This is a genomic window from Pseudanabaena sp. FACHB-1998, assembly GCF_014696355.1.
Classification (GTDB): domain Bacteria; phylum Cyanobacteriota; class Cyanobacteriia; order Pseudanabaenales; family Pseudanabaenaceae; genus Pseudanabaena.
The window spans coordinates 1-21,356 of record NZ_JACJQA010000026.1; the positions used below are offsets into that span (position 1 = coordinate 1).

The following is a 21,356-nucleotide window of genomic DNA, read 5'->3' on the forward strand; positions in this document are numbered from 1 at the left end:
CCTGCGTTATACTCTGACCAGTTGCGGATCTGATATTGCTCTTTCATTGGCTGTTTTGCCATCCTTATTTATATTTAATCTACCCTTCCATCCCTCTTTTATGCAACAACGCCGCCTAACGCTATAAAATTTAGGCTCAATAGGCGTTTCGGGGAGGTCAAACATGATAAGTGTCTCAAAGCTTTTAATGACAGGTATTGCAGACAGGGAGTAGCTCCGAGGCTAAAACCATTACACATTAAGCATTTCAGGCTTTTACGCCAACGTAACTCCCCGAAATATCTATTAAGCCAATTTATAACTGATTTTTAAGATTGAGCTAGAATAGTAAAGATAAGCGACATTTTATGTCGTCTATTTTAGTTCTTGATATGCAGTGGAGAAAATAATGTCAAAAGAACAAAAGGGCAATAAAGAAGCGAAAAAACCTAAGAAGGATTCTTCTGAAAAGAAGGAAAAGAAAGATCCTAAAAGATACGATTAATTTAGCTTTGGCTATGGCTTTCAGCAACTGCTAACGCATTTTTCGCTAACTAAGTAAAAACAACCCAAAACATGGATGACGACGCGTCGCGTCGTCATCCATGTTTTGGAGAGTTATTCTCAATCGAGTCATAAAGAAACTGATTTGCCAGCTAAGCTGGCAAATCAGTTTCTTTATGGACTTAATTATTGGTTTTAATTCTCTATGCACCACTTAATTTTTTCAATCCAGTCCTCCATGTGTTTTTCGTTTAAAAAATCAGGTTGCCAAAACATATTATGGTGACCAGGCAAGACAATTGTTCGGAGACGACCTTTAATGTAACCCTGCCATCCATAGCTCGGAAATAGCCAAGACATATCCGAAATCAGAGGTAAGGGTGTAGTGGAATGATCACAAAATAGTAGTGTTACATTTCCTTCGTAAACTTCTGGTATATAACCTTTTCTCACTTTCACAATAGAATCCCAAATCAGATCAACCTGTGATTGATCCTGTTCGCTACCGCTATTGAAGTTTTTAGGAGACTCCTCTTTAAGCGGCTTATCGACAGGGCTTCCTTCCTGTATATCAGCCAATAAAGCCTCATTCGTACCCCCCCCAGAAGTGCGCGGAGCAAATTTCGTAAGGGCTTTAGCCAAACGGTCTAAAACGTATCTCCTCCGTTCTAAAAAATTTCTTTGAGTTACGATATTAATTTCGCGTTCGTACAGCCCTTTTTTTTCAATTCTTCTATAGGAACTTTCTATAGAAGATTTTGTAGAGAGCTTTGATGAAGATCTGGGAATAAACTTTGCTAATTTCCTAGATAATCGCTCTGCTATGTAAAGAGACTGTTCCAAAAAACTTTTTTGAGTTAAATTTTGTAGATGTAATTTAACAGAAAAATATTTATACTCAAACTTGCGAGTTTGTTCCAGCAATTTATGATTAGGAAATTCTCTTTCAATTAAAATTAACTGGGATACTTGTTTGCCTAAAGTTTTTAATTGTTGGGCAATTTCATAGACTACCAATGCATCAAAGCACCATCCTATAAGAACAAAAGAGCCAGATAATTCTGAGCTAATCAATTCTTTAGCGTAGGTATTAGCTACACGCTTAATATAGTCATAGGGGCTATTAACGACCCTGTAACCTGTAGAAGGAAAAACATAAGTCTCGTAAGAATCTGCAAATTGAGTAGCTAAGTTAGATAAACCCACCCAAATCAGTTTCTTTTCTGATGAAAACTGCTGAGCACTTAGTTTAGTTAGCAGAGAAAGAGTTCCTATTTGGACAACACCTTTAATGCTAATATTTCTGAGCATTAAATCTCGCAAATCATCATTATCAAGTAGACAATCATAATTTGTTGTTGTTGATTTTTTGTTAATCAATTTTACTAGATTTTCAATTGTAGAAATCTGTGGTAAGCTTGAAAATCTAATTAGTATATTTGCCTGTTTTTCTATCTCTGAAATAAGATGAGGGATTAACAAAGAATGCCCACCTAGTTCAAAAAAATCATCGGTTATTCCAATCGGTTCATGTTGTAAAACCTCTTCCCAAATTTTAGCTAGTTGCTTTTCTAAATCAGTGCGGGGAGCAACATGCTCGTCTTTAAGTAAATAGGCTCCCTCAATGGTTGGCAAAGACTGTCTACTAAGCTTACCGTTAGGAGTTAAGGGTAAACTATCCAAAGCTATAAATCCTGAGGGAATCATGTAATCAGATAAATTATTTTTCAAAAATGAACGTAATTTTCTGATACTAAATTCTGCTTTTTTATTAGTAACAATATAAGCGAAAATTCTATGCTCGCCTGACGGTAATTCTTGACTGGTTACGGCTACTTGTTGAACATCTGGGTATTGAGATATAACTGTTTCAATCTCTTCAAGCTCAACGCGCATTCCTCGAATTTTTACTTGAAAATCCTGTCTTCCTAAAACTTGAATATCACCATTTGATAAGTAGCTTGCCACATCTCCTGTTTGATAAAGTCGAGAATATTCATGGTCATTTATGTCATTGGTTAAAACAAAGGGATTAACCATAAATTTGGTTTGATTTAGTCGTGGATTCTTAAAGTAACCACGAGCTAAACTAATACCTGATATATACAGATATCCGCTTTGTCCAACGGATACAGGCTGTAAATTTTCGTCCAGTATATAAACTTGATGATGATCATAGGCTTTCCCTACGGGTACATAGCCTTGCGTTTGGCTAAAGTCATCGGGAACCCTATAGGCACAAGCACCGATAGTTTCTGTTTGACCATAAATGTTAAATATTTGAGGATTAAGTAGATTAGATTTTTGATTTTTTTGTTCAAATGCATCTCGAACTTTTTTGAGTAGTTGACAAGGCAATAGTCCACCTGAGAACACAAGTATTCTTAATTTTGAGTTTAATAATGATTCTTTGGCAGAGCTTTCTTCTTTGGCTAATTCCAAAAGTATAAATTGCCAAACCGATGAAACTGTATCCAAGACAGTTACTTGTTCTCTTTGAATTAACTCTAATAATTCAATAGGATTTTTTGTGGTGTTATTCGGAGAAATAACTACTTTTGCCCCATTAAACAGAGGTAGAAATAATTGTCGAATTGATGAAGAGAATGAGAAAGATGCTGTGTGTAAATAAATATCATCAGAATTAATGCCGATAATATTATTAAGGGATTTTATATAGCATTCGATTTGTGAATGAGTGATTTCTACGCCTTGAGGCTTACCCGTAGATCCAGAGGTATACATGATATAGGCAAGATCTTGGGGTAATATTTCTGGAGGATAAGAAATTTCTTGACTAGTAGATTGAGAAGATTGATGGATATGATTAGAATCTGTTAGTGCTTGTTCTAGCTTATCTATTAAAACTAATTTAAGTTCTTGATTTGGGAGTGTTTGGGCGAGTTTCTCTTGAGTCAGAATGAGAGATAAGTCGCTTTCTTCTAAAATTATTGATAATCTTTCTTGAGGATAGTTGGGATCTATCGGAATAAACACTCCACCCGCTTTAAGAACGCTAATAATTCCAATAATCATGTCTAGCGATCGCTCTATAAAAATTCCTACCAGAAATTCTGAGGTAACTCCTATTTGTTGTAAATAACTGGCTAGGCGATCGGACTTTGTTTGCAGTTCTTGATAAGTAATTTGTGCTGATGAGTCTTGAATAGCGATCGCTTCTGGATGACGTTCTACCTGTGTTTGTAAAAATTCTTGTATAAACATTTTTACTCAACCATTAAATAAGTACCGTGGCTTAATAAAAAATCAAAATCTCAAAAATCTGATTGGTTTGCGAAGTGGGCGAATCAGATTTTTAAGAGGGTATACCCTTGTTAGTTACCCTTTCTTCAATAGTTTAGGATTACTCTAAGCATATTTTTGCTGATAATGCCTAAAGAATATTGTTTATAGATAACATAAAAGTTGAAATCAACCGAAAAAATTCTATGTTATTTTGTTAAAAGTTATTATGTAGCCATCCTAAATAATTTGAGAAAGCACGCCCCTGTGGGGCGTGCTTTCTCAAATTATTTAGGATGGCTATTCAGCTTTTTGAAGCTTTGTGGGGTAAAGATAAATTTTAAAAAAGCTTACGAAGTAGGCTTTTTTAAAATTTATCTAGGTTTTAAGAAAGCGCAAAGCGCTGTTGCTATATCTGTATTTTTAATTGACTTGAACCTGCATACTTTGCCATTGAGAGAGGCTATAGGTCTTTAGCTGCAAAGCGTGAATCGCACCACTATCAAGATGCTCTTGGATCGCTCCATAGACTAATTTGTGTTGTTTGATCATGGATAAGCCTTCAAACTGTTCGGCAACAACGATCGCGGAAAAATGTTGACCATCTTGATTAGGATCTTCGACCTGAACTTTAGCGTCGGGCAAAGATGCACGGATTAATTCGGCAATATTGTGATGAGAAATCATGATGGCAAAACTCAAAATGTACAAACTGTTCACATTGTGCCACATGGCGAGATCTTGCTTTCCCAGATTAGTGATGCAGGGCTTCGCTATGCATCACTTTCCTGTGGCTTGGCAAAGGTACAGGAAGCCGTATGCTAAGATGTGTAACGCTTTGCCCCATTTGTACTTCAGCTTTACCTCAAAGACTTCATGAAAATTGCAACTTGGAACGTAAACTCAGTTCGTACTCGTATTACCCATGTTTGTGATTGGCTACAAGCAAATCCCGATGTTGATTTACTGTGTTTGCAAGAGACTAAGGTAATTGATGCGGATTTTCCCCATACGCCTTTTACGGATTTAGGCTATCACACCTATATTTACGGGCAAAAGTCCTATAACGGTGTAGCGCTGATTGGGCGATCGCCTCTAGAAAATATTCAAACTGGGTTTGCGTCAGTATTAGGGGAAATCGCTGAGCCAAATTTAGATGAGCAGAAGCGCTTGATTACGGCGAAATTGGGTGATATCCAAGTTGTGAATATGTACGTTCCCAACGGCTCGGAAATCGGGAGTGAGAAGTATGCGTACAAATTGCGCTGGTTAAAGTTATTAAAGTCCTATTTGCAAACTTTATTAGCCCAAAGCCCCAATGTATTAATTTGTGGCGACTTTAATGTGGCGATCGCGGATTTAGATATTTACGATCCTAAGGGACGAGAAACCAAAGTTATGTCCACTGATATTGAGCGTGAGACCTTAGCAGAGGTTTTAAATTTGGGATTTAAGGATGTATTTCGGAAGTTTGAATCTGACGGCGGTTACTATAGTTGGTGGGATTATCGTTCGGGCGGATTTGCTCGGAACCGAGGTTGGCGGATCGATTATCATTTTCTCACAGAAACTTTGTATGATAGAGCTACCAATTGTGTAATTGATATTGAGCCGCGCAAGCTTACCCAGCCTAGCGATCATACCCCTGTAATTGTGACAATTGATTAGAGTATGAAATACCGTATCTTTTTAGCGATCGCGCTTCTCCTCATTTTGATTCTATTTCCTTTGCCAGTATGGGCGGCAAATCCTAGTCAAATCATGGAATTGAAAACCGAAAGAAGCTGTGCCTTTTGTGACCTAAAGTCAGCTTATTTACCTGTTACTAATTTTGACTATCACCATCTACTTGGTGCTGATCTGAGTGGCGCAAATCTGATGGGAACAAGCTTTGTTTACTCTAATCTCAGTCGAGTTAAGCTTACTAAAGCCAATCTTAGTCACACCAACTTCCAGCATACAAAAATGCTGTTAACAGATTTTACGGGAGCCATTTTCGATAAGACCAATTTAGCGGAGGCGGATCTCAATGGAGCTGTTATCAGTGAAGCCCAGATGTCTAAGGCAAAATTATGCAAAACGACTTTACCAAGTGGATTAATATCTAATCGTGATTGTTAAATTCAAAAAAAGGCGGCACGAAGCGCCGCCTTTTTTAAGGAAAGAATGGGACGCAAAGCGTCCCATTCTTTTTATTTGCCAAGATTTTGCAAAGCCGCACCAGTGACTCGACAGATCCGCCAATCGGGAAGAATATCGGCTCCTATGCGCTTGTAAAAAGCGATCGCAGGTTCATTCCAATCCAAAACCGACCACTCAAAGCGACCATAACCCCGCGATATCGCAATTTGAGCCAGATTTGTAATGAGAGCCTTGCCAATCCCACTACCGCGATATTCGGACAGTACAAATAAATCTTCGAGATAAATACCGCGACGGGTGAGAAAGGTGGAATAGCTGGTAAAAAACAAGGCAAATCCGACAATTTGATTTGGCTCGATCTCCGCAACGATCGCTTCAATGCAAGAATTTTCTCCAAACAAATCGGCTTGTAGAGTTTCACTATTGCCTGTGACCTGATCCGAGAGTTTCTCATAGTCAGCAAGCGCTAAGATTAGCGAAAAAATGGCTGGGACATCCTGAATCGTGGCGGGACGAATCGTAAATTGCGATTGAGTCATTTTTTTTAAGATTAATTGAGTGTTGCTATTAAATATAAAACCTCAAAACCTGTAGCGCAGGCTGCGCGTACGCCACAGGTTTTATTAAACAAACTACAAGAAATTTTTTGAAAGGGTTGCTTTGCAACCCTTTCAAAAAATTTCTTGGTTTGGGTTTGAGCGCAAAGCGCTGTAGTTACTGATAAGCTTAACAAAAGTTAATCTTTTAACCCATTTTTCTAAAAATCACTATGAATTTGACTTTGACTCCATCGCAAATACTCCTCTATGGCATCGCGATCGCAGGGGGGCTGGTGTATTTGCCTTATATAGTTGTTGCTTATGGGCGTGTCAGTGTTGGCTTTGACATGAATGCGCCTAGAGCGATGTTCGATCGCCTGCCTGACTATGCCAAACGTGCGACATGGGCGCATCAAAATTCCTTTGAAACCTTTGCACTATTTGCGGCTGCCGCACTTACAACTTACGTCAGTAACTCATCTTCAGAGCAAACTTCGCTCTATGTGTTAGCCTTTTTAGCAGCGAGATTGCTATTTAGTTTGTTTTATATTCTGGATTTGCCTTGGTTGCGATCGCCAATGTGGGCTATTAGCATGGTGTGTATTGGCGGACTATTTTCATCAAGTCTTTTGCGATAAAGAGAAGAGGCGCGATGCGCCTCTTCTCTTTATTTGGACAAAGCTGAAAAGTCAAGCCCATCAATTGGTTTAAAGAACGCTAATAATCTATTAGCAATTTTCGCTACGCCGCCTTCAATATTAGACTCAATATTTAAAGGCATCACAGGATCGTGTAGAGATAGACGCAGCAGAAACCACCCATTCTCATCATCGGAATTGCAAGAAATGCGAATCCCTTCATAATTATTCGGGACGATCTCCCAATTGGATTGGGTTGCCGCAAAGGCTTGTAAATCCGTAATTACGCGATCGCCTAATGCTTTAAAATCCGCTACAAGCATCTTGATGCGGAACTCTTCGCTCTCGATTGGTTCTTGTAAATTAGCAATCAAATCGGTGAGGGAGTTGCCCGCTAATTTCGATTTTGCCAATTCAATCAAGAGCTTACTCACCAAATAAGCCCCATCATCAAGGAAATAGTTTTCCTTCATCGCCCCATGCCCCGAAGTCTCGATCGCTAACCAAGACTCTTGCCCTAATTGATTTAGACGCAGCGACTCATTAATTACATTCTTGTAACCCCGCTTAAAGCGATGATGCACGCCTTCTAAGTCTTGTTCAATAAATTTAGCCAATCCATCGGAAGTGATGGAATCCGTGACAATGGTTGATTTGGGATGCTCTTTAAGAACAATCGCCGAAATTAAAGCAATCAGCCGATTACGGTTAAGCTCTTTGCCAAATTGATCAACCGCCGCACTGCGATCGACATCCGTATCAAAAATAATCCCAAAATCTGCTTGATGCTTGATTACCGCTTCACAAATAGAAGCCATCGCCACCTTATCTTCGGGATTAGGAACATGATTGGGAAATGTGCCATCTGGATCAAGAAATTGGCTACCCGTAATATCTGCTCCTAAAGGCAGTAACACCTTATCTGCATAAAATCCTCCCGCACCATTTCCCGCATCGACAATAATTTTTAAGCCTTTAAGAGGCTGATCATAATGTTCAGGATGATGGACAGATTCACGGATTTTGGTGACAAATTGATTCGCATAGACTGAGATAAAATCCTGTTCGGTGATACTACCGTGAGAAGTTGAGAACGGAAATTCATTCTTTTCGGCAAGATAGAGAATATCGGTAATATCTTTTTTCTCTAAGCCCCCCTGAGCCGTGAAGAACTTTAAGCCATTGCGATTAAAGGGTAAATGACTAGCAGTGAGCATAATCGCGCCATCGCAGTGAAACCCGTCAGTAATGGTACTCATAAACATTGCTGGCGTTGAAGCGATCGCAAAGTCATACACTTGACTACTAAGGGAATTAATTCCTTCCATTACGGACTGCATTAGCTCCGCTCCCGACAGCCGACTATCGCGACCAACGGAAATTAATAAATCAGCAGTTGGCTTCGCTAATTTCTGAGATAGCCAACTCGCAAAAGCTTGTCCTAAAATTTTGGCGATTGTAGGAGTTAGATTTACATCTTCATTGGGAACTCCTGCGATCGCTACACCACGAATATCTGAGCCATTTTGAAGCTTTTTCCAATTAATATTTTGCATCATCATCTTACTTGTAAGCAGTCGCGTGCTATGCGGATGGATAAAGTCTATCAACTTAGCCATAGTTTTGTTGTGCCGTAGGTACAACAAAACTATGGATTTGCCCTAGATTTACTTTTTATCGCAATTTCTAAAAGTGTGACCCCCCGAATAAATTGCTGCGCGAAGCGCAGCAATTTATTCGGGGACTTAAAGTAGCTGACAAGGAATGCGATCGCTTAAAACTGAGGTGACACTTAGATAAGTGTGAATCTCTAAATAAGCATCAGGTGGAGCATTGAAATCAAAATCATTGTCTGGGAATATCGCCCTTTCAATGCATTCATTTGCTCCGCCCAGCAAACGCACAATTTGGATTTGTTGCGTTTGATTTATATATTTATAGGAAATCTCATTTGAGCTATTTAAGTACATGGTTAACATAGTCTTAAATGGGTTGACAATAATTTTTTGATTGGAAGCATCTAATAACCACTATGCCAATGTATTACTGAGTCTAATGGCAGAGAAAATTTTATTTTTCCTTTAAATAAATCATGCTTGCTTTTTGGCAAAGAAAAAGTAAATACTGTATCTTTTTCATTATTAAAAACAACTGAAAGATTACTATTATTCTCTTCAGCAAATTGCCTACATAGAAGCAATTCAATCCTTGCAATTATCTCATCTATTTTACTGTCGTGAGTAATATAGGTGTCTGTTTGCAATATTTGATAACAACTTTGATTATTCGTACTATCACCAGAAATAATAATGGAAACAACTATATGATCATCAACAGTTTTAGAGAAGATTTTAACAGTTTCTCCAATATTTCCAAACTTAACAATATTTATAATCAAGTTGCGAATCATGCAGCAAACCATATCTTTGCGAGCATACACAATAGCCTCACTATTCATCTCAAAAACAACTTGAATATCTTTAGGTAAAGTGATTTTAGTCAATCGCGCAATTGAATCAGCAATCACTTCATCTACCATGAATGTGTCCTTAGTCTCTTTAAATTTGATTGATGTTTTTTCTGTATTATTTAATATATCTGAATCGTTTCTGTGACTAAAGACTGGATTAGTAATTGTGTTAACATACTCACAATTAATTGTTGGAATATTGTTTAAATCACTCATTATTTTATTTAAATTGCTTGGTCTATATAGTCTTAGATGAAATTAATTAATAAGCTGTATTCAGAGAATTACTGAAGGTAATGCACGGTTAATTATATGAAAGCACAATGAGAAAGAACTTAATACTTAAGATTTAATCTATAAATTTATAAATTTTGCACTTTCTTAAAACCTCAGAAACTTTTTAAAAGTATTACCAAGCAATTCTTTTAAAAAGTTTCTTGTATCTCACAAAGATTTAATAGGTAATACCTACTTATCAATTCATTCTTATAGAACTACGATTGAATTAATTTACAAAATGTTGAAGTCGATTGATTTCATTACAAAACTTAACGTTGGACAATGATTGAGTTAATTAAAGGTTTACTCTCATTGCCTTTTTTCTAGTTATACTTCCTTCCCAGCCAAGAGTTAGTGACGCTTCGCGCCGCACCACTAACTCTTGGGTTTTAATGTCTATTTTTGCCTAGGAAGGGAGTAACTGTTGCCATTCTTGGTAGAACACAAAACCAGAAGACGAGTTGCAGCGCAACTCGTCTTCTGGTTTTGTGTAGATTTTGGCAACACACACAAAGTTACAAAGCTTGGCAATTTCTTAAAACGTTACATTTGTCCCATACATTTTTAATACTAATTCCCAAAACTTGAAAAAAATTAGGTGTGCGCGTCTTTGACGCACACACCTAATTTTTCATTCTATTAATGGAAGCTCCTGCTAACCAGCTATTTGGCTTTGCAAGTTTATTAGATATGGCAAAGGCAAGTATTTAAATAAGTTCGCTATGTAAACTCTTAAAGCATTTGTAAATATAGAAAGCAATACTTTTAAACAATATCGTAAGCTTGTAGAAATGTAGATCACACTAATCATAGAAATTTAGATTTCTTAATTCTTGAAATGATATTAATCTCACTCTAACTTCCCAATGTAATCCCGAATAACAGGGGTAAATATCTTAACAACCTGTTGATAAACTTCTCTTTTAAATCTGACTATAGAATCAAGAGTTTTCTCGATCGCCATAAATTGCACCACGCGAAACTCGCGATCGTGAATATCTAATTGGCAATCGGAAGCAGGATGATCCCAATAAAAGGCAAACCAACGCTGTCTTTGTCCACAATAGTTAGCCCATTTTCCTGACAACTTAAGGGTTGGCGGGAAATCGTAATATAGCCATTCAGGATGGATATAGGCTAATACTGCATTATTAATGCCTACTTCTTCGTATAGCTCCCGAAACGCCGCCGCCTGTGGATCTTCACCTTCATCAATGCCGCCTTGAGGAAATTGCCAAGAGTCAGGCACACCCACTCGTTCGCCCACTAGCACTTCGCCTTTCCGATTAAAAACAATAATCCCTACATTGGGACGATAGGACTTTTCAGGTGTCATAGTTTTTTAGTTAAACAAAGCAAAAGCATAGCACTGCTGATAATTTTCAGCCAAAAGAGAAAGTATCATCCAATTAATAGGGGTGTGTGGCTTAGCCGCACACCCCTATTAATTGTTTTAAATTAAGAAATGGTGTAGCCATTTTTTAATTTGGGATTAAACTAGCGCTTTCGCCAATTCAACTTTAATTTCGGCGGGAGCTTCGGCAACAGACTGCGATCGCTTGGGAGTTTGGAGACCGACCATTTCGGCATTGCTTGCCCCGGGGGGAACCATGGGATAGCAATTCTCATTCCGCTTCACACGGAAATCGGCAAACACTGGCCCATCGTAAGCCAAGATTTCGGCTACAGCCGATTGCAAATCGCTAGGCTCAATTACCTTGACACCTTTAATCCCAAAGGCTTCAGCAAGTTTCACAAAGTCAGGCATACCCGCTTCCATATTAGATGAGGAATAACGCTCATCATAGAAACTCTCTTGCCACTGACGCACCATGCCTTGCCAGCCGTTGTTTACCACAATCACCTTAACCTTGATGCCATATTGCGCCAATGTACCTAGCTCTTGGATATTCATCTGAATGCTGGCATCGCCACTAATACAGATCACTTCATCATTAGGCAGAGCCACTTTAGCGCCCATCGCCGCAGGCATTCCATAGCCCATCGTGCCGAGTCCTGCGCTAGAGATCCATTTGCGGGGTCCCGTCTTGATTAACTGAGCAGCCCACATTTGGTGCTGCCCCACATCGGTAGTGAAATAAGCATTCGGTGCTTGCTTGCCAAATTCGTAGATTACTTGTTGGGGCGACAGCACGTTGTCATAGGCCGGGACTTCAAGGGGATAGTCGCTCCGCCATTGATCAATTTGGGCTAACCAATCCTTGGTTTGGATCGTTTCTTCGTAGCTAGTAGCTTCAAGAATTGCTTGTAAAACTTCCTTAACATCGCCCACGATTGGCACTTCGGGCTTACGGTTTTTGCCAACTTCCGCCGCATCAATGTCAATGTGAATGACCTTAGCTTCGGGGGCAAATTTATCAAGACGACCTGTAACGCGATCGTCAAACCTTGCACCCACCGCAATTAAAAGATCGCAACCCTGTACCGCAAAGTTAGCATAAGCCGTGCCATGCATTCCCAGCATACCGAGTGAGAGATGCTCATTTTCATCAAAAGCACCTTTACCCATAAGGGTTGTGGTAACGGGCATTTGAAAACGCTTAGCGAGTTCGGCAATTTCAGGATGGGCCTCGGCAATAAGTGCGCCACCACCTGCATAGAGCAATGGTCGTTTGGCTTCACGGATTAGGGCGATCGCTGCGGCAATCTGATGCAAATGTCCTTTTGCCTTTGGTAGATATCCCGGCAAATCAATTTTTGCTTCAGGATTATATTCAAACTGTTTCTGCCCAATGTCTTTAGGGATATCCACCAGCACGGGGCCGGGACGACCCGTACCTGCAATATGAAAAGCCTCAGCAACAATTCTGGCAATATCTTCAGGTCTACGAATCACATAGGAGTGCTTGACAATCGGTAGAGTAATGCCCCAAATATCCGTTTCTTGGAAAGCATCTGTCCCGATCGCATAGGAAGGTACTTGCCCCGTGATAATCACCATCGGGATTGAGTCCATTTGGGCGGTCGCAATGCCAGTCACCAAATTAGTTGCCCCAGGTCCCGAAGTTGCCACACATACACCCACCTCTCCAGTAGCACGGGCATAGCCATCGGCAGCATGGACGGCTCCTTGCTCATGACGTACGAGGTAATGCTTAATCTCACCTCTCGCCTCAGCCTGATAAATTTCGTCATACACTGGCAGAATCGCTCCACCAGGGTATCCAAAGATATGTTTTACACCCTGCCGTCTCACACTATCGATGAGGGCAAATGCACCCGTAGTTAGCAAAGTAACCTCCTCTAGACTCTTACTCTCAAACTCTTACTCTGTCCAAACAATGCATTTATTCAGATACTTTTTGCTTGCCTACTACACAGTAGTGAGGTTATAGCAAGTACCTTAAGTTGATAATTTTTAGCAATTGTATCGATAATAACATAGACAAGCTGACTAAAAGCTGATATATCACAGCTTTCATTAAGTAGGCAGCTAATCCAGCACAAAGCGCTGTAGACAATATTAATAAACATGTAATATTTGCCCCACTAAAGAGATCTTTAAGCTACAGAATACCGACAAGTCCCATTTGAAAATATAATAACTCCGTGTTCTTCTGTCATATATCCTCCATATAACGTCTCATGAGTGAAAAATCAGAAAAAGATATTCCAGTGAATATCTACCGCCCCGCGAGTCCATTCACCGCAAAATGTGTCTCTAACGATGTTCTGGTTAGACCAGGTGCAGTTGGTGATACCCGTCATATCAAGATTGACATTTCGGGAGGTAGTCTTCGCTATTTGGAAGGTCAAAGTATTGGCGTTGTCCCCCCCGGTGAAGATAAGAATGGTAAACCAAATAAGTTGCGTCTTTACTCGATCGCTTCCACCCGTCTCGGCGATGACCTAGACGGCAAAACCTTGTCCTTGAGCGTGAAGCGATTGGAATATACCAACCCAGCTGGTGAACTTGTTAAAGGTGTATGCTCCAACTTCTTAACCGATCTCAAACCCGGTGATGATGTCAAGCTGACTGGACCTGTGGGTAAGGAAATGCTATTGCCTGATGATCCTAATGCCACAGTCATCATGATTGCTACAGGTACAGGTATTGCGCCTTTCCGTGCTTTCCTATGGCGGATGTTCAAAGAAAAGCATGAAGACTATAAATTCAATGGCTTGGCTTGGTTGTTCTTTGGTGTACCAACTGACACCACCGTACTTTATAAGCCTGACTTGGAATGGATGGCTTATAAGAATAAGCGTAACTTCCGCTACGATGTAGCAATTAGCCGCGAGCAGAAAAATGCTCAAGGTGAAAAGATGTATATCCAAAACCGCATGGCTGAGTATGCTGATGAGTTGTGGGATTTGATGCAAAAGCCTACCACTCACACCTATATGTGTGGTCTTAAGGGTATGGAAGATGGTATTGCTGAATTCATGGTCAAAACTGCGGCTAAGAATGGCGCTGATTGGAAGGAATTTGAAAAGCAAATGAAGCGTGATGGTCGTTGGCACGTTGAAACTTACTAAATAGATTCAATAAAGTAGGGATGCAAAGCATCCCTCTTTATTGAATCTATTTAGTTACTCCCTTGCCAGAGGAAAATTAGACGTTGCGGCGCTTTGCGCCGCAACGCTAATTCCTCACTAGGAAGGAAGTAAACCCAAAGTTATCAGGTTGCATCTCAGTGGGGTGCAACCTGATAACTTTGGGTGATTTGGTTTGTGTAGCTGGGGTCACTTGTATTAGGACAAATCAAAACCCAAGAATCGAATTGCGGCGCTTCGCGCCGCAATTCGATTCTTGGGTTTTGGGTCTTAACAAAAATAGCAACAGCTATCCCAATAACGCCAAAGTGTCGTCATACTTTGGTGAATTAATATAAATACTTTTAGTGAGTGGGGCATATAGTATGGAATTGCTCTGGCTGCTAGTAGGAATAGTAATTGGCTCGATCGCTACCAGTGCTTGTTGGTTTAGTTGGAATTACGCGAAGAAAAAACGCAATCGTAAATTTCGGAAGCGCTCAAATCATTTATTGAGATCCGCATCAATTCGTAATCTGAAATATTGGGCGCAAAATATTCAGCAAAAATATCAAAATCCCCTCAATAAATCTGAAAGGATAGATAATCTGCCCGAACGACCACTTTGGGAAACGATTGTCGAAATCGCGCCGATTGGCTACATTCAAGTAGATCAAGATAATCGACTTGTGGTCTGTAACCAAAAAGCTGCCACGATGATGGGGATTGTGAATATTCAGCAAGGGTTAATGCGTAAGCCTTTTTTACTCCAACTGATTCGCTCCTATGAGCTAGATCACCTCGTTGAACAAACTAGAGTCAATAATGTTAGCTCTCAGGTGGATTGGGTATTTCATCCCGCTATCCCCGATCCTGTCGATCCTGTCCCCCAACAAGGTAGACCCATTCGCGCCCATAGTATTTTTATGGAGCAAGGTCGGGTCGGTATTTTTTTAGAGGATCGTCAAGAGGCGATCGCCATTGTGCAGCAACGCGATCGCTGGACTTCCGATGTTGCCCATGAGCTAAAAACACCCCTAACCTCGATTCGTCTTGTTGCTGAAACCATAGAGCCAAGAGTTGATCCTTCCGCCAAAATATGGATTGAGCGCTTGCTACGGGAAATTGATCGCATTACCAATCTAGTGAAGGATTTATTAGATTTAGGTCAGATGGATGTTGGTATTGCCCCCACTTTAGATCTTAGTAACGTGAATTTGGCTGACTTGGTACAAGCGGTTTGGTTAACTCTGGAACCAATTGCTAACCGTAAGCAAGTAAGTCTCAAATATATGGGGGACGATAATTTAACGGCTCAACTTGACGAATCACGGATCTATCGCCTTTTACTTAATTTATTAGATAACAGTATTAAACATAGTCCTGCACTGCAATCCATTACAATCAAAACCAGTGTGTTAGACTCAAGCATCCTAATAGAAACTATTGATGCTGGTGATGGCTTTCCTGAAGATGCTTTACCCCATCTTTTTGATCGCTTCTATCGGATCGATCCATCACGCACTAGATCGGGTCTAGATCGAGGCGGTAGGGGACTAGGGTTAGCGATCGCTAATCAGATAGTTGAACTGCATCAAGGTACAATCACCGCCCAAAATCACCCTGAGACTGGAGGTGCGTGGATTAAAATCGCGCTCCCATATCAAAAATCATAGATGCATCATGAGTGTAGAAAAACTTCTGAAAGACTATGCGGCTGGTCGGCGCGACTTTGCTAATTCCAATCTCGCTAATGCCAATTTGTTTAATAGCGACTTGATTGGCATTAATTTGACCAAATCCGATTTGCGTCGGGCTAATTTGGTATTGGCTTATCTTAATAAAGTCACCTTTAATAATGCCAATTTATCAGGAGCTAAACTGGGTGGGGCAATTTTAAACCAAGCGATCATGATGAACGCCAATCTCACTGAGTCGGATTTGCATGGGGCCATGTTGCAACGGGTAAATTTGTTTGGGGCGAATTTATCGCTGGCTAACTTGATGGATGCGAATCTCAGCGAAGCCGATTTGCGGAGTACCAACTTGCGAGGGGCGAATTTACGTTGTGCGATCTTAACGGCTACGCTGATGCGCGAAGAACGGGGATATCCGCCCACGACAATGACAGGAGCCAATTTACGCAAAGCGGATTTACGTGGATCAAATTTGAGTGGAGCTGATCTTTCGGGGGTGGATTTATCTGGGGCAAACTTAAGTGAGGCGACGCTCTCACGGGTAAATCTCCAAGGAGCAAATTTAAGTGGGGCGATCGCGATCGGGGCAATTTTTACAGAAGCAAATCTAAGTAGCGCTAATCTGACTGAAGCCAATTTTAAAGGGGCTAACTTGGTTAAAACTGACCTTAAAAATGCCAATTTGCATTTGGCTAACTTGTTTGGTGCAAATCTCACTAAAGCGAATTTGAGTATGGCGACCTTAAGTAATGCAGGACTGATTCAAGCAACTCTGACGGGAACTGATCTATCGCGATCGCTACTTGATGGCGCAAATTTAAGTCAAGCTAGTTTAGTAGAGGCTTATTTAGTAAGAGCTAATCTTGATGGAGCCGATCTTAGTGATGCGGTTTTAACAAGGGCGGAATTGAGCGGAGCTAGCACCGTCGGCACAATCTTTAGCGGGACAACGATGCCCGACGGCAAAATGCATTATTAACAAAACCAAGAAAGAATTGCGACGCGAAGCGTCGCAACTCTTTCTTGGTTTTGCAGATAATGCCCTTAGCCTAAAGCTTGTAAAGCTAAGTGAAAAGCAGTGATGGATTTAGCATCGAGACTAGTATCCGCACTTTGCGATCGCAATAAATCCTCAATCTCTTGGCGGCTGAGCATAACTACTTCTATTTCTTCGTCTTCATCCTGTGCAGGAGGATGTTCTAATTTTGTAAGATCTTGCGCGAGATAAGCATGAATAATCTCGTCGGAATATCCGGGACAAATATAAAAGCCGCCCAAATACTGCCACTTGCTAGCGCTATAACCTGTCTCTTCTTCAATTTCCCGTTTAATTGTCAGATCGTGATCTTCCCCCTCTTCGAGAGTTCCCGCAGGAAATTCCAATAAATAGCGCTGTATGGCAAATCGATATTGCTTAACTAAGACAAATTTGCCATCCGCAGTCACAGGAACCGCTAGCCCCGCCCCCGGATGCTTGATATAGGAATATTCGCCTGTAACTCCATTGGGCAATGTAAGGCGATCGACATGAAAAGAAAATTTACGACCTTGATAACTAAGGCGATTTTGCAAGACTTGAGAGGGTGTGAGATCTGGCATAAATAAAAAGGCTAATTATTTAATTCTTTGATTTTTTAAATAAAAAAGACTCGCATAGCGAGTCTTTTTTATTTATGAGAGGCTCTTTTTGAGAATCTCGACCTTATCTAGACGTTCCCAAGGAAGATCTAGATCATTACGTCCTAAATGACCATAGGCGGCAACATTTTGATAGAAGCGCCCACCTCTAGTGCTGGGCAAATTCTGTAAGTCAAAATTCTTGATAATCGCCGCAGGGCGTAAATCAAAATTATCCTTAACTAGACGCAACAGGGTGTCATCATCCACCTTGCCTGTTCCAAAAGTATCAATGTGCAAACTGGTAGGACGCGCTACTCCGATCGCATAGCTAATTTGTAACTCGCACTTGCTAGCCAGACCCGCCGCCACAATATTTTTTGCCGCATAACGAGCCGCATAAGCCGCACTGCGATCGACCTTTGTGGGATCTTTGCCAGAGAAAGCACCACCACCATGTCGGGCATAGCCGCCATAGGTGTCAACAATAATTTTGCGTCCAGTCAGCCCCGAATCCCCTTGAGGTCCCCCGATCACAAACTTGCCTGTGGGGTTAACCAGATAACGAGTTTCATCGCTAGGCTTAACTGAAGTATCGGCAAAGCTAGGCAAAACCACATGAGTCCAAAGATCAGCCTTGATTCTTTCTTGGACTTTTGCTTCTTCGCTCACCCCATCGATCGCCGCATCATGCTGCGTCGAAAGGAGAATCGTATCGATCGCTACGGGCTTATTGTTTTCATAAACTACAGTTACCTGTGTTTTGCCATCAGGACGTAAATAGGGCAAAGTGCCATTTTTACGAACTACGGATAACTGACGAGCTAAACGGTGTGCCAAAGCGATCGGCATCGGCATAAATTCAGGAGTTTCGTCACAGGCAAACCCAAACATGATCCCTTGGTCGCCAGCACCAACTGCCTCAAGGGCAGCATCTTCTTCTTCACCTGTGCGGGCTTCGAGGGCAACGTTAACGCCTTGAGCAATGTCAGGGGACTGCTCATCAAGGGCTACCATTACCGCACAGCTATTTGCTGAAAAGCCGTTATCTGCGTTGGTATAACCAATTTCAGCAATTTTTTTACGAGCAATATCGACGTAATTGACATGCGCTTTTGTGGTGATTTCCCCAGTGATCAAGACCAGCCCTGTGTTGACCACAACTTCAGCAGCGACACGCGATCGCGGATCTTGAGCCAGTAGGGTATCGAGAATCGTGTCGGAAATCTGATCGCAAATTTTATCAGGATGTCCTTCAGTCACCGACTCAGATGTAAATAAGAAGCGACTAGCCAACTATGTTTCCTCCTAAACGCAAGAAGTTAAAGGCAAATTTTTGATATCTCTTAAATATATCTCTTAAGATTTATCCATCATAGTACAAGGCGTTATTTCTTGATGAGCCTTTAATTGCCGCCAATTGACCGCAATATATAGCAGTGTAAGTTTTGCTTAGGACATAAAACCCAAAAAGCGAGTTGCGGCGCTTCGCGCCGCAACTCGCTTTTTGGGTTTTGGTTTGTACTGGCTAACTCTTGCTTTGCTATAAGCCTAAAGAAGCTGATATTCAGGCAAAGTGTGAGAATCAGCTTTCAAGTAAGTAGCTAGGCGAAATTAAATATAAAAAACCAAAACCTGTGGCGCACGCGCAGCGTGCGCCACAGGTTTTGGTTTTTTATATTATGCCCATATACTTAGCGATCGCCGCGATCGCCAAAATGCCAAAATTAAAATATGGCTTGGAAAATGTAACTGCCTATGGGTATAGTCTGATTAACCCAACTATAGCTAGCCAGTAATGTTAGGACAAAATCAAAACCCAACAGATAATTGCGGCGTTTTGCGGCGCAACTATCTGTTGGGTTTTATGTCCTGACTTAAGTGGCGATAACTATAACTACTTGATTGCCAAAATCACAAAAATTTTCTCAACCAATGGAGGAAAATAGCTTGAAATTTCAAACTACTGCTCAAGAATCCTGTTATGAAAAAGTATTAACGTGGATGCAAGAGATATTTGACAAATGTCCCTGCGCTCGCCAAGATATTCCAGGATTAGGAATATTTGTAGGATCGGCTTTAGTAGAAGTGCTAATTTTTCCTTGGGACGAAAATGATGCAATCATCAATACAAGATCCTATGTGGTAGTAGGAGCCGAATTAAAACCTGAACTCATGCGGTATTTGTTAGAAGAAAATGCCAAGATGATTTTTGGCGCTTTTGGCATATCTCCAGATAATGAAATTCTTTTTGAACATTCGATAGTGGGTTCAACTTGCGACCTCAAAGAATTAGCTGCATCAGTCAAAGCCGTGATGGAAATTGCTGATGAATATGACGATAAAATTGTCGATCGCTGGGGTGGTAAAAGAGCCTTAGATCGGATTCATGCTGGCACTTTGTCTAACAATGGTTGGTCATTGCCGACTTCCTAAAAATTCTGAATTTTTAAAAATCCCTATATTTGACTTAAAAGACACACAGTAAAATAAAGAACCAGATTTTTTAAAGCGTAGCGAAGCCACACTCCAAAAAATCTGGTCAAGCCCTAATCGCCATCTAGCCCAGTTTTATGTCCCAAACGATCGCCGATATTAATGCCAAAATTCAAGCAGGCAAGGCTAAGGTCTTAACTGCTACCGAACTCAAAGCCCTTGTAGCCAAGATCGGGGTCACCCAAGCGACAAAGCAAGTAGATGTGATCGTGACAGGCACATTCGAGCCAATGGAATCATCGGGAGCGGTGATTAATTTGGGGCATACCGATCCGCCGATTAAAATTCGGACTTGCTGGATTGACGGTGTACCGGCCTATGCAGGATTTGGCGCAGTTGATATTTATTTGGGCGCAACCCAAGAAGCCGATCCTAGTGATGAAATGCCCCTAAATCGGGGTGGTGGGCATGTAATTGCGGATTTAATTGCTGGTAAAACGGTGAGCTTTAAGGCGATCGGGCATCCTAATGATTGTTATCCTCGCGCCAACTTTGAAACCACAATTACTAAAGATTCAATTAATCAGTTCTATCTCTTTAATCCTCGTAATCTCTATCAAAACTTTATTGTCGGCGTAAACGGCGGCGAAGAAACTTTATATACCTATTTGGGCCCACTCCAACCTCGCTTAGGCAATGCTGTATATTCCAATCCGGGGGCTATTTCTCCCCTATGGAATGATCCTGATTTGCAATTGATTGGCATTGGCACAAGGATTTTTATGGGAGGTGGTGTTGGTTATGTGGCTTGGGAAGGAACTCAGCACTTCCCCTTGCAAAAGCGTTTAGACAATCGAACTCCTATTGGTCCCGCAGCTACGCTCGCCTTGATCGGTGATGCGAAGCAGATGACTCCCGAATGGGTGAGGGGTTGCTATTTTCGGAATTATGGTGCGTCTCTGATGATGGGCGTTGCTGTGCCATTACCTGTAATTAATGAAGAGGTGGTAGCGAGAGCCTCGGTAATGGATCAGGAATTGGTCGCGCCTGTAATTGACTTTTCGATTCCTCGCCGTGTCCGCCCAATTTTCGGTTCCGTATCCTACGCTCAATTAAAGTCTGGCAAAATAGCGATCGCTGGTACAACGGTTCGCACGGCTCCACTGGCGAGTATGCATTTATCCGAAGAGGCGGCTAAAACTCTTAAGGATTGGATTGTTAAAGGAGAATTTACGCTTACGGAGCCTGTGGCGATGTTGCCAAGCGATCGCACCTTCTTACCGCAAGATGTACGAGGCTTTTAATCCTCAAGAAA

The 21,356-nt window shown here is 41.1% G+C and carries 18 protein-coding genes and 1 pseudogene; 9 read left to right on the forward strand and 10 right to left on the reverse strand.

Annotation, left to right across the window (positions count from 1 at the left end):
* Positions 1-678: 678 nt before the first annotated feature.
* Positions 679-3,708: an amino acid adenylation domain-containing protein gene (locus H6F42_RS09475; protein ID WP_190399110.1), complete on the reverse strand. Its 3,030-nt coding sequence runs from the start codon at positions 3,706-3,708 to the stop codon at positions 679-681.
* A 441-nt stretch (positions 3,709-4,149) separates the two neighbouring features.
* Positions 4,150-4,413, reverse strand: coding sequence for a BolA/IbaG family iron-sulfur metabolism protein (locus H6F42_RS09480; protein ID WP_190399111.1), 264 nt, complete (start codon positions 4,411-4,413; stop codon positions 4,150-4,152).
* On the opposite strand from H6F42_RS09480, the gene H6F42_RS09485 reads away from it, so the two are divergent.
* Genes H6F42_RS09485 through H6F42_RS09495 form a run of 3 tightly spaced genes read left to right on the forward strand, consistent with a single transcriptional unit; the run spans position 4,402 to position 5,847 of the window.
* On the forward strand, positions 4,402-4,551 hold the full coding sequence (locus H6F42_RS09485; protein WP_190399112.1) for a hypothetical protein: 150 nt from the start codon (positions 4,402-4,404) through the stop codon (positions 4,549-4,551). The two genes, H6F42_RS09480 and H6F42_RS09485, sit on opposite strands and share 12 nt — an antisense overlap.
* Before the next feature lie 51 nt (positions 4,552-4,602).
* Positions 4,603-5,394 carry an exodeoxyribonuclease III gene (gene xth, locus H6F42_RS09490; protein ID WP_190399113.1) on the forward strand — a complete coding sequence of 264 codons (792 nt, stop codon included), beginning with the start codon at positions 4,603-4,605 and terminating at the stop codon, positions 5,392-5,394.
* Positions 5,395-5,397: 3 nt separating this feature from the next.
* Positions 5,398-5,847, forward strand: a complete 450-nt coding sequence (locus tag H6F42_RS09495) for a pentapeptide repeat-containing protein (protein ID WP_190399114.1) — start codon at positions 5,398-5,400, stop codon at positions 5,845-5,847.
* A gap of 71 nt (positions 5,848-5,918) precedes the next feature.
* Here H6F42_RS09495 and H6F42_RS09500 read toward each other — a convergent pair whose 3' ends face one another.
* The gene (locus H6F42_RS09500) at positions 5,919-6,407 is read right to left on the reverse strand and encodes a GNAT family N-acetyltransferase (protein WP_190399115.1); all 489 of its coding nucleotides are present in this window, start codon (positions 6,405-6,407) and stop codon (positions 5,919-5,921) included.
* A gap of 230 nt (positions 6,408-6,637) precedes the next feature.
* Between H6F42_RS09500 and H6F42_RS09505 the strand changes: the two genes are divergently transcribed.
* Positions 6,638-7,045, forward strand: coding sequence for an MAPEG family protein (locus H6F42_RS09505; RefSeq protein ID WP_190399116.1), 408 nt, complete (start codon positions 6,638-6,640; stop codon positions 7,043-7,045).
* A gap of 29 nt (positions 7,046-7,074) precedes the next feature.
* Here the strand turns inward: H6F42_RS09505 and H6F42_RS09510 are convergent, their stop codons facing one another.
* The 5 genes from H6F42_RS09510 to ilvB form a co-directional block, all read right to left on the reverse strand.
* A complete protein-coding gene (locus H6F42_RS09510) occupies positions 7,075-8,601 on the reverse strand; it encodes a phosphomannomutase/phosphoglucomutase (protein ID WP_190399250.1) in 1,527 nt (508 codons plus the stop codon).
* Between the two features lie 189 nt (positions 8,602-8,790).
* On the reverse strand, positions 8,791-9,024 hold the full coding sequence (locus H6F42_RS09515; protein ID WP_190399117.1) for a DUF1830 domain-containing protein: 234 nt from the start codon (positions 9,022-9,024) through the stop codon (positions 8,791-8,793).
* A gap of 41 nt (positions 9,025-9,065) precedes the next feature.
* On the reverse strand, positions 9,066-9,731 hold the full coding sequence (locus H6F42_RS09520) for an ATP-binding protein (RefSeq protein WP_190399118.1): 666 nt from the start codon (positions 9,729-9,731) through the stop codon (positions 9,066-9,068).
* 913 nt (positions 9,732-10,644) lie between these two features.
* Positions 10,645-11,130, reverse strand: a complete 486-nt coding sequence (locus tag H6F42_RS09525; protein ID WP_190399119.1) for an RNA pyrophosphohydrolase — start codon at positions 11,128-11,130, stop codon at positions 10,645-10,647.
* A 156-nt stretch (positions 11,131-11,286) separates the two neighbouring features.
* Positions 11,287-13,047: a biosynthetic-type acetolactate synthase large subunit gene (gene ilvB / locus H6F42_RS09530; RefSeq protein ID WP_190399120.1), complete on the reverse strand. Its 1,761-nt coding sequence runs from the start codon at positions 13,045-13,047 to the stop codon at positions 11,287-11,289.
* A 374-nt stretch (positions 13,048-13,421) separates the two neighbouring features.
* Here ilvB and H6F42_RS09535 point away from each other — a divergent pair.
* The 3 genes and pseudogenes from H6F42_RS09535 to H6F42_RS09545 form a co-directional block, all read left to right on the forward strand.
* Positions 13,422-14,294 (forward strand): annotated as a pseudogene (locus H6F42_RS09535) (ferredoxin--NADP(+) reductase); the annotation flags it as partial.
* 383 nt (positions 14,295-14,677) lie between these two features.
* Positions 14,678-15,967 carry a PAS domain-containing sensor histidine kinase gene (locus tag H6F42_RS09540; protein WP_190399122.1) on the forward strand — a complete coding sequence of 430 codons (1,290 nt, stop codon included), beginning with the start codon at positions 14,678-14,680 and terminating at the stop codon, positions 15,965-15,967.
* A gap of 7 nt (positions 15,968-15,974) precedes the next feature.
* Positions 15,975-16,967: a pentapeptide repeat-containing protein gene (locus H6F42_RS09545; RefSeq protein WP_190399123.1), complete on the forward strand. Its 993-nt coding sequence runs from the start codon at positions 15,975-15,977 to the stop codon at positions 16,965-16,967.
* Between the two features lie 65 nt (positions 16,968-17,032).
* Here H6F42_RS09545 and H6F42_RS09550 read toward each other — a convergent pair whose 3' ends face one another.
* Both H6F42_RS09550 and metK read right to left on the reverse strand, forming a co-directional pair.
* Entirely contained in the window at positions 17,033-17,587 is a 555-nt protein-coding gene (locus H6F42_RS09550) for an NUDIX hydrolase (protein WP_190399124.1), read from the reverse strand.
* Positions 17,588-17,659: 72 nt separating this feature from the next.
* Positions 17,660-18,901, reverse strand: coding sequence for a methionine adenosyltransferase (gene metK / locus H6F42_RS09555; protein WP_190399125.1), 1,242 nt, complete (start codon positions 18,899-18,901; stop codon positions 17,660-17,662).
* Between the two features lie 654 nt (positions 18,902-19,555).
* Here metK and H6F42_RS09560 point away from each other — a divergent pair.
* Together H6F42_RS09560 and H6F42_RS09565 are read left to right on the forward strand one after the other, a co-directional pair.
* Positions 19,556-20,041 (forward strand): YbjN domain-containing protein, encoded by a 486-nt coding sequence (locus H6F42_RS09560; RefSeq protein WP_190399126.1) that lies wholly within the window; start codon positions 19,556-19,558, stop codon positions 20,039-20,041.
* 137 nt (positions 20,042-20,178) lie between these two features.
* Positions 20,179-21,345: a homocysteine biosynthesis protein gene (locus H6F42_RS09565; RefSeq protein WP_190399127.1), complete on the forward strand. Its 1,167-nt coding sequence runs from the start codon at positions 20,179-20,181 to the stop codon at positions 21,343-21,345.
* Positions 21,346-21,356 lie beyond the last annotated feature (11 nt).